The sequence below is a fragment of the Brevibacillus laterosporus genome, assembly GCF_030489605.1.
In the GTDB taxonomy this organism is placed as follows: domain Bacteria; phylum Bacillota; class Bacilli; order Brevibacillales; family Brevibacillaceae; genus Brevibacillus_B; species Brevibacillus_B laterosporus_E.
Genome location: NZ_JAUKFY010000005.1, coordinates 141084 through 157488, shown reverse-complemented (window position 1 = coordinate 157488; position 16405 = coordinate 141084). Strand labels below are relative to the sequence as shown.

The 16405-nt window shown below is 42.1% G+C and carries 12 protein-coding genes and 2 riboswitches; of the genes, 2 read left to right on the top strand and 10 right to left on the bottom strand.

Annotation, left to right across the window (positions count from 1 at the left end):
- Positions 1 to 87 precede the first annotated feature (87 nt).
- The 5 genes from QZ995_RS07935 to QZ995_RS07915 all read right to left on the bottom strand — a co-directional run bounded on the left by QZ995_RS07935 (position 88) and on the right by QZ995_RS07915 (position 5801).
- A complete protein-coding gene (locus tag QZ995_RS07935) occupies positions 88 to 1353 on the bottom strand; it encodes a lipase family alpha/beta hydrolase (protein ID WP_437124723.1) in 1266 nt (421 codons plus the stop codon).
- A 569-nt stretch (positions 1354 to 1922) separates the two neighbouring features.
- On the bottom strand, positions 1923 to 2123 hold the full coding sequence (locus tag QZ995_RS07930; RefSeq protein WP_301805225.1) for a hypothetical protein: 201 nt from the start codon (positions 2121 to 2123) through the stop codon (positions 1923 to 1925).
- A gap of 130 nt (positions 2124 to 2253) precedes the next feature.
- Positions 2254 to 2748 carry a hypothetical protein gene (locus tag QZ995_RS07925; RefSeq protein ID WP_301805223.1) on the bottom strand — a complete coding sequence of 165 codons (495 nt, stop codon included), beginning with the start codon at positions 2746 to 2748 and terminating at the stop codon, positions 2254 to 2256.
- Between the two features lie 90 nt (positions 2749 to 2838).
- Positions 2839 to 2988 carry a hypothetical protein gene (locus QZ995_RS07920; protein WP_301805222.1) on the bottom strand — a complete coding sequence of 50 codons (150 nt, stop codon included), beginning with the start codon at positions 2986 to 2988 and terminating at the stop codon, positions 2839 to 2841.
- Positions 2989 to 3206: 218 nt separating this feature from the next.
- Positions 3207 to 5801, bottom strand: a complete 2595-nt coding sequence (locus tag QZ995_RS07915; RefSeq protein ID WP_301805220.1) for an adenosylcobalamin-dependent ribonucleoside-diphosphate reductase — start codon at positions 5799 to 5801, stop codon at positions 3207 to 3209.
- A gap of 189 nt (positions 5802 to 5990) precedes the next feature.
- Between QZ995_RS07915 and dat the strand changes: the two genes are divergently transcribed.
- Positions 5991 to 6848: a D-amino-acid transaminase gene (dat, locus tag QZ995_RS07910; RefSeq protein WP_301805218.1), complete on the top strand. Its 858-nt coding sequence runs from the start codon at positions 5991 to 5993 to the stop codon at positions 6846 to 6848.
- A 203-nt stretch (positions 6849 to 7051) separates the two neighbouring features.
- On the opposite strand, the gene QZ995_RS07905 is transcribed toward dat, so the two are convergent.
- The 5 genes from QZ995_RS07905 to gcvT all read right to left on the bottom strand — a co-directional run bounded on the left by QZ995_RS07905 (position 7052) and on the right by gcvT (position 14087).
- Positions 7052 to 7882, bottom strand: coding sequence for a lipoate--protein ligase family protein (locus QZ995_RS07905; protein WP_301805610.1), 831 nt, complete (start codon positions 7880 to 7882; stop codon positions 7052 to 7054).
- A gap of 204 nt (positions 7883 to 8086) precedes the next feature.
- Positions 8087 to 9796: a methyl-accepting chemotaxis protein gene (locus tag QZ995_RS07900; RefSeq protein ID WP_301805215.1), complete on the bottom strand. Its 1710-nt coding sequence runs from the start codon at positions 9794 to 9796 to the stop codon at positions 8087 to 8089.
- A gap of 336 nt (positions 9797 to 10132) precedes the next feature.
- Positions 10133 to 11599 (bottom strand): aminomethyl-transferring glycine dehydrogenase subunit GcvPB, encoded by a 1467-nt coding sequence (gcvPB, locus tag QZ995_RS07895; protein WP_301805213.1) that lies wholly within the window; start codon positions 11597 to 11599, stop codon positions 10133 to 10135.
- A complete protein-coding gene (gene gcvPA, locus QZ995_RS07890; protein ID WP_301805212.1) occupies positions 11592 to 12947 on the bottom strand; it encodes an aminomethyl-transferring glycine dehydrogenase subunit GcvPA in 1356 nt (451 codons plus the stop codon). The genes gcvPB and gcvPA overlap by 8 nt, the downstream gene beginning before the upstream one ends.
- A 36-nt stretch (positions 12948 to 12983) precedes the next feature.
- Positions 12984 to 14087: a glycine cleavage system aminomethyltransferase GcvT gene (gene gcvT / locus QZ995_RS07885; RefSeq protein WP_301805608.1), complete on the bottom strand. Its 1104-nt coding sequence runs from the start codon at positions 14085 to 14087 to the stop codon at positions 12984 to 12986.
- Between the two features lie 171 nt (positions 14088 to 14258).
- Positions 14259 to 14341, bottom strand: a riboswitch (glycine riboswitch).
- A gap of 4 nt (positions 14342 to 14345) precedes the next feature.
- Positions 14346 to 14443, bottom strand: a riboswitch (glycine riboswitch).
- Positions 14444 to 14670: 227 nt separating this feature from the next.
- Between gcvT and QZ995_RS07880 the strand changes: the two genes are divergently transcribed.
- On the top strand, positions 14671 to 16374 hold the full coding sequence (locus QZ995_RS07880) for a DEAD/DEAH box helicase (protein ID WP_301805210.1): 1704 nt from the start codon (positions 14671 to 14673) through the stop codon (positions 16372 to 16374).
- Positions 16375 to 16405: the final 31 nt, after the last annotated feature.

Genomic DNA, 16405 nt, shown 5'->3' with positions numbered 1-16405 from the left:
AAAATAAAAATAGAGGAATGTTTAAAAAACAATCCTCTTGAAAAGCAAATGATCTATTCCGTTTATTTATCCAAAATGAAAACGCCTTCAATAATCAACCTCATCATCCGGTAATTTTGTTACCAGCTTAGCAATGTCCCTATAAAACTTCGTAATATCCGAGAAGCCAAGTGAATCAGATATACTTAACCCAATTATATCGAGATGATCCCAGCCTGCTTTTTTGCCCAAATAGTTCCATTTACCGATTTGTGCTTTCTCTCTGTATGGAACAATTTCATCTGTTTCTGGACCGATCATAGAATTTGTATTAATTACCCCATCATTTTCCCACCACGATTCATCAATGATCGGGCGATTTTGATCGTTTCGCAAATATGATCCCATAAACAGCGCATTTCCCATTAATGCTTTATTCATTGAAAGGATGGGTATATGCACTCCTGTCAATATCCCCGGCGTTGTTGCGCTGGCGCTATAAGAAAAATAATAGACATCTGGTTGAGTTTTTACCCAGCTATTCAATTCCCGAGCCCCATCTGTACTAAGGTCCCATTGGCAAGTATCTTTGGTATCACTCCAAAGGAGACTATTCCATACTCGCTTTGAATAGCTACCAAACGATTCACCCTTCTTTTTCTTAATCCCCCATTGATCCAGTTTAAAGTCATACACCGTATAGTCTGCACTATGCAAAAAAAAGGCAGTAGCAACGAGAAGCTCCTTAGCAAATGGGATAAACGTCCCTACTCCATCAGCCAGGGTTGTCCCATTATGTGGACTAGCAAGGGTTGTAACACTCCGAACAAATGATTTCCCGCCTTCAAACAAAGGAGACAATTCTACTTCAGGATGCTGATTTTTATATTCCTGCTCCTCACGACTACCTTCTTTTAATAACTGGACCAGAGTACGGCTTGTCTGTCCCCCCATACTGTGACCGACTAAATGTACTTTATTGTTCTCATCCCAATTCACATTAAATCCTTCATACGTGCGTCCAAAACGAGCATGTCCGTGTTCCTTGGCATGAGCCGCTCCATAATCCACTGTTCCCCCATTTATTTGAGCATACAACTCACAAGCACGATCCCAGTTACTTGAAACAGGCCCCACAGCCGAGGTAAATACCTGATAGCCATCTGCTTTTAGCTTTTCCTGTATATCATGAAATCCACCCCAATACTTAAAGCCAAGTACCTCTTCTCTTCCCCAGCCTAGAAACCCATTCACTAGGATGATCGGTTCTTTGTTTTTATTTTCTGAAAATTCATCCGCCTTTACAGCAGGCAAAAATCCCAAACAGGCATACGTCATCAATGAAATAACCAAGAGCAACATCACTTTTTTCATATTCCCTCTCCTCCCATCAAATTGGATTTGAATGATGATGCACCCGTGCAAAACATAATGGGAAAACAAAACACCTAGAACAAGACAGCTGCATAGAACCTCCTTTCATCTGCAAACTTTTTTCTACAAAATACCATCTAGTACTAACATATATCATTTTATTAACCTTTACAATATTTTACAATAAAAAATAATTTCGATTATTTTATCAATAGGTGCAATCTAATGAACTAGTAAGCTATGTAAATCATCAGTTTCATAGAGGAAAGGGGGACATGCTAGAAATTAGAAAGGTCACAGCTTAGTAATGAACGATTTAATTTAGCCGGTCTCATCCCTTTTTTCCTTAATCTTAGCGAGGCATATGAAAAAAGACCCTTGTATCGGGGTCTGGTCTGTTTGATTTTTCTATAATTATTTCAAATTAGATTATTTCATTTGTCATAACCAGCTGCTGCGTTAAGATATGATTGTTCATCTAATTAGGACTAACTGTAAACTTGTGATTTAGCACTAGCAGTAGTCGTGATTGGGGCCGAGCCTTTTTTGATAAAGAAACAGCCTGCGGATTAAGACAACGCAGAGAACCAATGTAATAACGAATGTGAGATCATCTGTAAACTGAAACGATCAAAAATTCCCTGCCATAGGATTACTAATACTAGAGACAATAACGAAACCGCATCTAAACGCGGGTCTCTTTTTCGGAGGATGATTACTCCTAGAATTAACACGCTTACCAGCATTACTACAACCTCAAACGCATTCATGATCCATTATCTCCACCTTTATCTTAGTTTACCAATCAAGGACTGAACAAGATTAAGATAAAGGATAAACGTCGAAGTATACTGCAAAGTCAAGCGCGGATATGTAAGTAAAGGTACTAGACGCAGTTCGCTAGACCTCTTCTGTGTCGTATTCCCCTTCCAAAATGCGGTCTATGTAATAACCAGGGTCTTTCCAAACTTTTTTCCAGGTAGCGTCATGAATGACCGTGAGGTTTTCATGCTCCAAATCGTAACTGCCTATTGCTTTTTGTGAAGGGTTCCATACAAACATGCATATATCTGAATAATTATCCAGTTCATATACCAGATTAATCAGCCTGACACCATTCACCTCCAGCTCAGTAACATCCAGAATGGAGCAAAATTCAATGTATTTTACATATTCGTAATCGGGTAGCTCTACTCTTCTCCGAGTCTCTCCTAAATCCTTGGTAATCTGTTTCGGGAGGCCGAGCTTCTTTAATTCCTCTTTTCGTTGCTCAAGATTGTGAAGTTCTGGTGACTCATACTTATGAATGAATATGCAGAGCTTCCTGCATGATTGACTGCGTTTATATCGGCCCCTCGATCCAATAGCATCTGAAAATCTCTCATGCTGCCACATCTTGCAGCGCTTACGATGGAAGGATATTTTTCATCATGTAAATTCGCGCCGTACTCAATAAGTAGCTTAATAATGTTAAAGCTGTAATCCTTAAAACCCCGACCAGGCCCAATCCAAATATGTACCATTATTCGATGAAGCATTCACATCTATGCCTTCGTCCAAAAGTGCTTGTACTCTCTTTATATCCCTTGCTTCAATAGCGTGCAACATACGCTGATCCAACTCAACAATAGCCATTTATTCTCCCCCTTCTGGTAAATCATTAGAAGCCTTTGTGTTAAGTATGCAATGGTTTTAAATAGAGTTCAATGACTCTAGTCCAGTAAGCAAGGCTCCTCTTGCAAATAACTTGAAATAAAAAACGGCTCTTCCGCAAAAGCTGCGAATAGAGCCGTTTGATCGAAAGCAAATCTTATGCTTGATGGATCATAATCACTGTACCGCTGTCTATTATATTACGAGCACTTAGAAAATCCGCAAGTTGTACATGTCTTACATCCTTCTGCATGCAATAATGTCGCAGAGCCGCACGATGGGCAGAAGTCTTTGTGCTCAGCATCGCCGTATACATCGTGATGCGCCTCTCCCTTGTCTGGAGCTGAGGTGATTGAATAGCTGCTAGTAGCTGCTATCGCCTGATGATCGTCTTCCCCGTCAAGATGCATTTCTAAGGCTTTTGCTACAGCATCTGGGATAGATTCCACACGGTTTGCTCCAAAACCAACTGCCCCTGAACCACCAATCCCTTTTAAATGTTTAATTAACAATCGGGCCTTGTTTCCATCTGGCAACTCTCCAAAACGCAGGAATAAGGTGGATACACGCCCTAAAGCCTCTGACATTGCAAACACATCGCTTCCGGCTTTTCCTACATTCACAATCACTTCAAACGGAGCATGATCTACATCGTTGATTGTAATATACGCTTTTCCAAGTGGTGTGTTCATTTTATAGGTAGCACCACTTAAACGTTTCGGGCGTTTATTATAAGCACGTTCTGTAGCTCCATCCCTTCCGCTCTTCACACCCTGAGCCTGACCAGCAGATGAAGCTTCCTTGTCTGTTTTTGGATCTGAGTCCTCTAGTTCCTTCGCAGATGCTTGATCGTTATTTGCTCCAACCTTCTCTTCCTTTTTCTCCGTGGACAATACCTGTACGTCACGGCTGCCGTCTCGATAGATTGTGACCCCTTTGCAACCCAAGTCAAAAGCCAGCTCATACAGATTCTTTGTATCTTCTACTGTAAAATCGTGTGGAGCGTTAGCTGTCTTCGAAATGGAAGAGTCCACCCATTTTTGAATTGCAGCTTGAACACGTACGTGATCTTCAGCCGCTAAGTCCATCGCACAAACAAAATACTCTGGCAGGTCTTGACCCGGATGGGCATCCATCCATTCTTGAGCGATCGGTACGTACTGTTTATCAAAACCAAGGCGACTTTGACGGAAGTATTCGAATGCATAATACGGCTCAATCCCTGTAGATGTACCTACCATCGTTCCCGTAGACCCCGTTGGTGCCTGTGTTAATAAGGTGACATTGCGAATTCCTTTTTCACGTATTGCTTCTCGTACTTCTTCATCAAACTGTTTCATAAAACCGCTCATGAGATATTTTTCTGCATCAAATTTAGGAAAGCTGCCTTTTTCCTTTGCAATATCAGCAGATGCCAAGTAAGCTTCGCGGGCGATAAAGTTATAGAGCTTGTCCAAAAAATCTAAAGACTCAGGACTGCCGTAACGAATCCCTAATTTAATCATCATCTCGGCAAGACCCATGGTTCCTAATCCTACCCGACGCTCTGACTGTTGATTTTCTCTGTTCTCTTCAAAATGATAAGGAGTGGCATCAATTACGTTATCCAAGAAACGGATTGAATAACGAACAGCTTCACCTAGGCTAGTCCAGTCTATCTCATTATCCAGAACAAATTTAGATAGATTTAACGAGGATAAATTACATACGCCCCAAGCTGGAAGTCCTTGCTCCCCGCACGGATTCGTACAAATAATCGGGTTAAAATACCAGCTGTTAGACATGTCATTATAATACTCTGTAAATACAACACCAGGCTCAGCCGATTTCCAAGCAGATTCAATGATTGTATGCCAAATCTCCCGGGCACGGACTGTCTTAACCAATTTGACGGGTTTACCTAGCTCTTCGCGCCATTTTTTCATGTTTCCGTCCCACAATGCATCATAATCCGGATCATTTACATCTGGAAACACGAGCTCCCAATCTAAGTCCTCTTTTACAGCTTTCATGAAGCTATTGGAGATACAAACTGACAGATTGGCATTTGTAACAAGACCCATCGTTTGTTTTACTGTAATGAACTCCATAAGGTCTGGATGCCAATCATTCATCATGAGCATAAGAGCACCGCGGCGTGAGCCCCCCTGCTCAATTAGACCTGTGGTATAGCTAAACAACCCGCCCCAGGATACTGAGCCACTTGAGGAACCATTAACCCCACGTACCAACGCGCGCCGAGGACGGAGGCTGGATAGATTAATTCCAACACCGCCTCCGCGTGACATGATCTCTGTCATTTGTGTCAGAGTTTCCATGATGCCGCCTCGTGAATCATGCGGTGACGGAATTACATAGCAGTTAAACAGGGTTAATTCTTCGCTTGCTCCCGCACCTGCTGCAATGCGGCCGCCTGGTACTAATTTCCAATCATCTAGCAATTCACGAAATTTGCTTGTCCATTCTGCCTGTTTTTCTTCTGTCTTCTCTACAGAAGCAATGGCGCGAGCCAAGCGATCCCACATTGCTCCCGGTGTTACTTCAATTGGACGGGTAGTTTTTTCTACCGTTGTGGTAATAGTTTCTCCGTTTCTTAGTAGAATCGATACTTGATCTCCCTCAAGGGCAACGATCTCACCCACTTCTTTTTGCGGAAACTTCGGGTCATCCTTGGTTAATACGAGAACGGTATCTCCAACCTTTGTATTTTTGTAATCCAGATCTTTCATTGCATAGCGGTCCAAAAAGATCTTTTCACTTAACCCTTCTAATGGCTTATTTTCTACTAAACCCACGGTCTTTTCCCCTCCAAAATTTATTTCAAATTGACCCTCTCAGATCATTTTGTTATCTTTATGTAAGACGGTTTTAACGATACCATACGCCCGTCCGCAAATCAATATATTGACTATATAAGAATTTTTTTCGACATTTATCACTATATATTGTGTTACTATCATCCTATTCCCTTGGGAGGAACTTTCATGTATTATGTAGATGGAGCTTGGTATAAACCTGATGAGCCTGCTATTTTTCCAGAGGATCGAGGCTATCAGTTTGGGGACGGAATTTATGAGGTTGTGCGTATCTATAACAATCGCTTCTATCAGTGGGACGAGCATATGATTCGCTTGGAACGCAGTGCAAAGGAGCTTTCCCTAACGATTCCCACTCGCACAGAATTAACCGAAATTGCTCAAAAAGTCCTTAGACAGCATTCGTCGCAATTTTCTGAAGATGCAATTCTTTATATGCAAATTACTCGTGGAGTGTCAGAGCGGCAATTTACATTCCCGTCAAATACCCGCCCTATTTTAACGATGTATGCTGTACCTAAATTACGCCCGATTCAACAATTACAAAATGGTTTAAGAGCAGGACTTGTCGATGACATTCGTTGGTTGCGTTGTGACATTAAAAGTCTTAATCTGCTCGGTGCCACGTGGGCTAAACAGCAAGCAACAGAGCAAGGGATGGACGAAGCAATTCTTCACCGGAATGGAACCATTACGGAAGCTACTTCAGCAAATCTGTTTGCTGTGAAAGATGGCAAAATACATACCCATCCAGCTACTAACCTAATTTTGCACGGGATTACGCGGCAAACTGTTATTCAATTAGCCAAAAATCTGGGCATCCCGGTAGTAGAAGAAGCATTTTCTGTGAATTTTGCTCAATTAGCTGATGAATTATTCATTACTGGTACTACTACTGAAATAACTCCAATCATTGAGCTTCAAGGTACTCCTGTAGGAGATGGTAAAGTGGGTGCGATCGTTCAACGTTTACAAAAAGCCTTTGAAGAGCACATCGCTATTGACAGTAATAGCATCGCCAAGTAAAAGACAGGGTGTACATCTTTTTTTAAAAGAGCCTTTTTATAAGCGAAGGCATTTTGCTAGTAAAAAAGCCGTTCTCCTCGTTGATGTTTGAGGGAACGGCTTTTTTACACGCCTACAGTTTTTTTTTGCTTCGGCTTATGTTTATTTTCCCCAAAGCTTCTTTGTGTTTTGACCTTCGTTTAAGAAAAGGGCTTCAGGTGCTTCTATCTGCGGAAATTCCATTCATCCGTACTATATCGATTTTCCGCTAATTCTTTTGCCAATTGCTGCTCTTCGGCTGTTAAATCCATCGGGATAAGCTCAATGCCCAGGCCCTCGGCAAACCCTTGATAAAAGGCTTCAATCGCTTCTTCTAAAGAAACAGGTCTTGAGCTTACTTCGTTTATCGTAACCGCTTTTTGTTTAAAGCTATTCATCATCCGTTCCTTGACACGTTCACTCGGGAACGTTAACAGAGAAAATAACAGATCAACATCCATATCCAACAAGATGGACCCATGCTGAAGGATAACACCCTTCTGACGTGTTTGTGCGCTGCCTGCTACTTTTTTCCCTTCTACCACTAATTCATACCAGGAAGGGGAATCAAAGCATGCAGACGAGCCTGGAGAATTATATTTTGCCTTCTCCTCCTCTGTAGCAAGCGACACCATCTCCGCTTTTAGCCCTAGTTTCTGAAATCCATGTAATAAACCCATGGAAATCACCTTATAAGCTTCTGTGACGCTTTTTGGCATCTGCGGATGGTCTTCAGATACAATCACACTATAGGTAAGCTCAGCATCATGAAGGACTGCTCGCCCTCCTGTCGGGCGTCGCACCAATCCAAGTCCAAGACGCTTCACTTCATCAATATTAATCTCTTTTTCCATTTTTTGAAAATAACCGATGGAGAGAGTCGCCGGGTTCCATGTATAAAAACGAACGGTAGGCGGTACTTTTCCTTGGCTGTGCAAAGTTAAAATGGCTTCGTCAATTGCCATGTTCATTTCAGGTGACATAGGCGGAGTCACCACATAACGCCATTTTTCCAATTCCATGCTAAATACCTCCCATATATCTACGTTCAATCAAACGGCTGGGAGCAATCTGTGTTAATGAGGACTGCTCGCACTCTATATCTGTTGCAAACAACGCTGCTTAGACATAGTACACTCCTCATTGTAAGGCTTCTATAGAGTAAGAGACAAGCGCCAACTGTCGAGCGGCCTGTCGCAATCTATAATTCTTGATCAAATTTATACTTTAAAATTGTTCATTACAGTCTGCATATCATTGGTCATTTCTGACATAACCTCTGCTGTCGTAGCCACTTCCTGTGAGGAAGCTGTTGTTTGTTCAGAGGTGCTGGCAATCTCTTCTGTTTTCGCAAATATTTCTTCCGCAACGGCCGTACTATTTTCTACTCTTGCAGAAATGGTTTCTTTTTCTTGAAGGATATGGCCGGCGCTTTGACTCAGATGATGAATTTTCGGTCCGATATCTTCCACAGCCTTTGTAATGTTGGCAAAGGAGTGTAATGCATTAGCAATATCGTTTTTCTGCGTATACATTTCCATCTGCATTTCATCTGCTGTTTGTAGCATATGCTCGGAATCCTTAGAAATTGTACCAATCTGGTCACTAATGCGTTGAGAGAAAACGCGGGATTGTTCTGCTAGCTTTCTCACCTCATTTGCTACTACTGCAAAACCCTTGCCATGTTCACCGGCACGCGCTGATTCAATTGCTGCATTTAAGGCTAGTAAGTTAGTCTGATCCGCTATTGTATTAATTAAACCCGTAATTTCATCAATCTTGTTTACATTCTCATTTACTTTCGTAATATTTCTAATTAGTCCTAAGAACACTTCATTGGTATGCTCCACAGATTGAGCTGTTTTATTCATATGTATGTCGCTTTCGCGTGCAATGTCTTGAATATCACGAGTTAATCCATCGACTACTTGAATAGATTCCACAATTTCCGTTAGCTGTTCGCCAAATTCAGCCATGGTCTCAGCGATCGCCACTAGGTCTCTGGTTTGTTCTCCCACCCCTGTAGAGGTTTCGTGGACAGATTGTGAGACGGTTTCAAACGCTGCACTTAACTGCTCCGATATAGCACTTAAATTATGTGAGGCCTTTGTTAGATCATCTGATTTTCGTTGTACAGTATCAATCATTGCTGAGGTATTTACAACGGCATTCGCCAATGCCCCTCTCATTCTACCAAACTCTGTATTGTCAGCTTCCTCAATCTTAATTGTAAGATTCCCTTTTCCAAATTCTTCACAGTACTGAATCATTTCTCTAGCAGAATTGTTAATGGAAGTAGAAAGAATATATGATACCAACACGACGGTAAAAATAACAGATCCCATTAAAATAGCATAGTAGTTCCAGGCGTTCTCATATTTTTCTGTTGCATCTGAATCTAGCTTGTCTCCATTTGTTGTTAAGTAAAGAATGAGATCATTCACATTTTTATCCAACTTAATCGCATAATCGGCAAAAGTCTGCTTAACTTCTTGCGGGACTGGTTTGTTGGCTTTTAAATACGTATCGCGAATCATCACCCAATTTTCAAGATAGCCACGCAATAATTGATCGATCTGCGTCTTCTTTTCTCGGTCAAACTCATATTCTTCCCGATTCGTAAAGTAATCAGCTTCCGAGGCTAAAACAGTATTGTACAGCTTGTCAATCTCGTCATAATTTTTTACATCATACTCACTTATTATTTGCAGAACAGCAAATCTTAACTTATAAAAGTCTGAACGTAAATTATTGGCTTTCACTAATGGATCTACGACATTTCGATTAATTAACGTAGATGAATCATTAATATCTTTCATAAAATACATTCCTAGCCCACTCATAATCAAGTTGAACAGTAAACCAATCGCAACAAGGATGCGAATATTGGTCACTAGGCTAATTTTCTTACACATATTAAATACTTTCATTCGGTATGCTTCCCTCCAGTCATTCCTATACACTTTTATATCGGACGAAAGTATCAAAATAAATGATAAATATGTTACAAATTTGAGAACTATTATTGAATTACCGGATATCTCGACACCAAAAACAGCCGATTTTCCCAGAGTAAATGGGAGAGAATAAGCTCTTTGGCATCAAAAATATTGGTTTTACAAATGTCGATTTTATTTACACGTAAACCAGCATATACCTTTTTGGAAACACCAAAAAGCCCCTGCTCGTTAATTCGGAGCTTATACAAAAACATCCCGTGTAACCTGTAGGGGACACGGGATGTTTGATTCCAATTATATAAACCTTTAAGCTTCAGGCTGGTAACGCAGGATTGGTTTTCTTGCTGCAGTTGCTTCGTCAAGCCGTTTTACTACCGTTGTATGAGGTGCTTCTTGAACCAATTCCGGATTTTCTTCGCATTCTTTGGCAATCTGCAGGAGCACCTCGATGAATTCATCAAGAGTTTCCTTGCTTTCTGTCTCAGTTGGTTCAATCATTAAACATTCATCAACAATCAATGGGAAGTAGATTGTAGGTGGATGATAGCCGAAATCTAGTAAACGCTTAGCCATATCAAGCGTACGTACCCCTAATTTCTTCTGACGAACGCCGGAGAGAACAAATTCATGCTTACATACTCGGTCAAAAGGTAACTCAAATGCAGTAGCTAACTTACGCATCATATAGTTAGCGTTTAACACAGCGTTTTGAGACACCTGCAGCAAGCCGTCTGGTCCCATCGTGCGTATATAGCTGTAAGCGCGGACCAAAATGCCAAAGTTGCCATAGAAGCCTTTTACTCGCCCGATGGAAGCCGGGATATTGTAATCGAGTGTAAAAGTGCCTTCATCAGTCTTCTTCACCATTGGTTTTGGCAGGAATGGGATTAAATCTTCTTTTACGCCAACCGGACCTGCTCCCGGACCGCCGCCGCCGTGAGGACCAGTGAAGGTTTTATGCAAATTCAAATGCACAACATCAAAGCCCATATCGCCCGGGCGAGCAATCCCTAAAATGGCGTTTGCATTTGCTCCGTCATAGTACAGCTTTCCACCTGCTTCATGTACGATCTGAGCCATTTCCACTATATTTTCTTCGAATAGACCTAATGTATTTGGATTCGTGAGCATCAAGGCTGCCGTATCTGGTCCTACTACCTGACGCAAAGCTTCAATATCAACAAGTCCACGATCATCGGATGGGATTGTGATTGTTTCTAATCCCGCAATCGTTGCAGATGCAGGATTTGTACCATGGGCAGAGTTTGGCACAATGACCTTTGTACGCTTTTCTCCCCGACTTTCATGATAAGCCCGAATCAATAGCAACCCTGTCCATTCTCCTGCTGCACCCGCAGCAGGCTGTAAGGTCACAGCGTCCATGCCTGTGATTTCAGCCAGCTCATTTTGTAGATTATACAATAATTCTAGTGAACCTTGTACCGATTCCTCCGGTTGATAAGGATGTACCTGAGCAAATCCAGCAAAACGAGCAATATCTTCATTAATTTTTGGATTATACTTCATCGTGCAAGAGCCTAATGGATAGAATCCATTGTCAATGCCATGATTTCGACGCGATAATTCGGTATAGTGGCGCACTAATTGCAACTCAGAGACTTCTGGCAATTCTGCTGGCGTTTTTCTAATCAAATGCTCTGGAAAATAAGAGGAGATCTCAGCTTCAGGAACATCATTTTTTGGTAAGCTATAAGCTATGCGTCCTGGCTTGCTCATTTCAAAAATGATCTCTTTTTGTTTATCGTTACGCATGTAGGATCGCCTCCAATTCTTTTGCCAACTGATCAATTTCTGCTTTGGTTCTCAGCTCTGTCACGGCGATCAGCATATGGTTGGCAAGCTCTGGATAAGCGAGTCCCAGATCATAACCGCCAATGATGCCCTTTTGCAGCAAGCTACGATTCACATCAGCTACAGCTACTGGCAACTTGATCACAAATTCATTAAAAAATGGAGCTGTAAATACATTTTCTACACCGTCTAGCTGGCCCAGAACCTGTTTCGCATAATGAGCTTTATGCAGGTTCATTTGTGACATTTCCTGCACTCCCTGTTTACCAAGTGCAGTTAAAGCAATTGAAGAAGCCAGCGCTAGCAAGGCTTGATTGGAACATATATTAGAAGTCGCTTTTTCGCGACGAATATGCTGCTCACGTGCTTGAAGGGTGAGTACAAAACCACGTTTGCCATCCTCATCCTTGGTCTGACCCACAATACGGCCTGGCATTTTCCGCATTAATTTGGAAGTTGTAGCAAAGTATCCGCAGTGCGGACCTCCGAAGGACACCGGAATTCCGAACGGTTGCATATCGCCGACCACGATGTCTGCTCCTAATTTTCCTGGCGCTTCTAATAAGCCTAGTGCAACTGGATTGGAGGAGACAATGAGAAGAGCCCCTTTTTCATGAGTGAGCTGTTCAATTGCTCGTAAATCCTCTACGCTTCCAAAAAAGTTAGGGTATTGAACCAATACGGCGGCTGTTTCCACCTCTAAAGCAGCCTCTAGCTGGGATAAATTAGTGACACCCTCCTGAGTAAAATCTACTTCAACTACCTCTACTTGTTGACCATATGCATAGGTAGCAAGGACAGCGCGTGTTTCTGGATGAACTGTCTTGGAGACAATTACACGTGGCTTCCCTTTATGACCAGCGGCCATCATTGCTGCTTCCGCCATCGAGGTATACCCGTCATACATGGAGGAATTGGCTACCTCCATGCCTGTGAGTTCACAAACCATTGTTTGAAACTCAAAGATCGCCTGCAGCTCCCCTTGGCTGATTTCAGGTTGGTACGGAGTATAAGCAGTAAAAAACTCACCACGCAATAACATATGGTTAACAGTGCTTGGCGTATAATGCTGGTACACTCCAGCCCCTAAAAAGTTTACATGAGTAGTAAAGTTAGCATTTTTCGAAGCTAATCCGCCCATGAATTTTACTAGATCAGGCTCAGATAGCGCTTCGTCTATTGCTAATTCTCTTGGAAAACGCACTTCTTCAGGTATATCGGAAAACAATTCATCCACGCTGGAAACACCCAGAAATTCCAGCATCTCTTTCTTATCTTGCTCCGTTGTTGGTAGATAACGATATGTCACGGATGGCTCCCCCTCTGATTTAACTTCTCGAATTCCTTACTTTTTAGGTCGTTTATAAAATGGAGTGGCGATAATTTTAGCACGCAGGCGTTTTCCGCGTATCTCTACTTCTACCTCATTGTCGATAGTAGCATGAGCAGTTTGAATCAACGCCAGCCCTACATTCTTTTTCAAAGTAGGTGATTGTGTGCCAGTAGTAACCTCTCCAATCTGTTCATCGCCAACAAATACTGGATAATGTGTGCGAGGAATACCACGATCAATCATCTCTAATCCAACTAGCTTGCGTGGAGCCCCGTTCGTTTTTTGCTCCAGCAACACTTCATGTCCAATGCTGGGTACATCTTTATCTACTTTCACTGCAAAACCAATGCCTGCTTCGATTGGAGTAATGTTCTGGGATAGCTCTTGACCGTATAACGGTAGTTTAGCTTCAAAGCGCAAGGTATCACGTGCACCTAACCCGCATGGAACCAAGCCATCCTCTTTGCCATTTGCCAATAATTTTCCCCATAGCTCAATGGCATCTGCTTGATCCACGTACAGTTCAAAGCCATCCTCTCCCGTATAACCACTACGCGATACTAACGCAGCAATCCCACCGATGGAAACGTTTTCTTTAAATTGGAAGAACCCGATCTCCTTGAGGTTCACATCCGTCATTTTCTGTAGAATGGTTTCAGCAAGCGGACCTTGAATCGCAAGCTGCGCTATTTGGGACGAGATATTTGTAACAGTGACATTTTCTGTTAGATTTTCCTGCATCCAAGCAAAATCCTTATCAATATTGCCAGCGTTAATTACTAGCAAGTAATCATGATCTCGTTTTTTATAAATGATTAAGTCATCAACAGTACCACCATCTGGATAACACATCGCTGCATATTGAGCCTGACCGTCCTCTAGTTTCGATACATCGTTTGTAGTCAAGCGTTGCAAATAATACAGGGCACCTTCCCCTTTTACTTCCACTTCACCCATGTGGGATACATCAAATAGGCCTGCTTTTGTACGAACCGCTTCGTGTTCTTGCGTTATGCTGCTAAATTGAACGGGAAGGTCCCAGCCGCCAAAATCAATGGTTTTGGCCCCGTGTGTAGCATAGATCGGATACAATGGCGTTTGCTTCAGCTCTGACATGTAACCACTCGCTTTCTTCATCTCTTTGTTTTTCACCTAAACGAAACTTGGCGCCGGCAGAGTCTTGTTGCTCTTTTACTATCTTTTTTGCATCATTATCATTTTTGATAGCACAAAAAAAGACAGCGAGCCTGTGACAGCCAACGCAAATAAGCGCCCGCTCCCCAAGCTCTCTGTCCCGGTACCTGAGAGTTACCCTACTGTTAAGCAGGTTTCCCCTTTGGTGGCTTCTATGAAAAAAGCTCTCTCCAGAGGTGCGTCCAGTAGAGGTTCTTTTGCCTGAGAGATTCACCATTCCTGGTTTGCTCCTTCGGCGCTGCACAGATGTTACTCGCAGTCTCTCCCTACTACCTTCATTCGCAAAAGAAGGGTTATTGTACATAAAATCTATGAAAGAAACGCATACTATAACGTGTCTTCCTGTCTGTCTTCTTTATCCTAACATGACTTTGGAAAGAAGAAAACAGAAATTTGCAAAACAGCAATTATTTATTAACATTAAAACACTTACTTCTGTTAAATGTTCGTTTTTTAAATAGATTTGCATTGTGATTTTAAGATAGCAAGAAGGGAGATGCCATTAATGACGAATTTCTCACTTTCTTTCGATACGAGTTGGGCTGCCCCTTTGGAAGAATTAATTAAACAGGATGGGCCTTGGAATAAATGGGAGTTGTTTCAGCTCGCATTACAGGCAGAGGAGGCATTGGCGGTAACGGATTTTGATCAGCTTCAATGTTTAAAGTACCTCCCTTATGTAGAACCCTTTCCTCATCAAATCGAAACAGCTAATCGTGTCCTGAATCAGATGAGGGGTCGGGCTATTTTGGCCGATGAAGTAGGGTTAGGTAAAACGATTGAAGCTGGACTCATAATGAAAGAGTACATGGTACGCGGATTAGCAAAAAAAATTCTCATCCTTGTACCCGCTTCTCTTGTCATACAATGGACCAAGGAGCTTAATCAAAAATTCAGCATTCCTGCCATGCCGCAAAAGAAGGAGTACATGTGGCGCCAATATGATGTGGTTGTGGCCTCCATTGATACGGCTAAACGGGACCCTCACCGTCGGCATGTGCTTGATATTGATTATGATATGTTAATCATTGATGAGGCGCACAAGCTAAAAAATAAACGGACGAAAAATTATCAGTTCGTGAAGGAGATTAAGAAAAAATATTGTCTGCTGCTGACTGCCACCCCTATTCAAAACGAGATGGATGAGCTCTATAATCTGATCAATTTACTTCGTCCCGGTCATTTAGGGCATACGCAGTCCTTCTCATCCACCTATGTAGATGGCAAACGCCAAGCGAAGAACAGTGGTAAACTGCAAAAGGAAATCAAAAAAATCATGATCCGCAATCGCCGCAGTGACGGGGGAGTTCATTTTACTCCGCGACGTGTTCAATCTATCCCGATTGAGTTATCTGCCGAGGAGCGTGCGCTTTATGATGGTGTTACTCAATTCGTCAAGGAAAGATATCAGCAGGAGACGGGTAAGGTCAATGCCTTAGCTTTATTAACCCTGCAACGAGAGGTATGCTCGAGTCGTGAAGCTGCCTTTATGACGTTATATCATATGCATCAGAAAGCCCCAGAGGACTCTCCGAAGCGGGCGGAAATTATGCGTTTGGTCGATATGATCAAGCAAATTAAGACGCATTCCAAAGCGGCAAAAACCGTAGAGCTATTAAAACAAATCAATGACAAGGTGATCATCTTTACCGAATATCGCGCAACCCAAAACTATTTACAAAAATATTTAAGCGAGAACGGTATTACATCGGTCCCTTTTCGGGGAGGCTTTAAGCGCAGTAAAAAAGATTGGATGACGGACTTGTTTCAAAACCGTGCACAGGTACTCATTGCTACTGAAGCTGGCGGGGAAGGAATTAACCTGCAATTTTGCAATCACGTCATCAATTATGACATGCCCTGGAATCCAATGCGCATCGAACAAAGAATCGGACGTGTTCATCGACTCGGTCAAAAAAAGGATGTGTTTATCTATAACTTATCCACCACCGATACGATCGAAGAACATATCCTGCGCTTGCTATATGAAAAAATTGATCTATTTGAAATGGTTATTGGCGAGCTCGATGATATAGTCGAACGTCTTGCTTTAACAAAGTCCTTGGAGCAAAGTCTTGTAGAAATCATAATGGATTCCCGCTCCAATAAAGAAATGGCACTAAAAATGGATAATATGGGCAGTGTGCTTCGCTCTCTACGCCAAAATAAAGAGCTGCATAAACACCCACAATCCCTTCCGCAATCATAAGCACCTTTGCAACCGGTGGTTCAGGAAATTC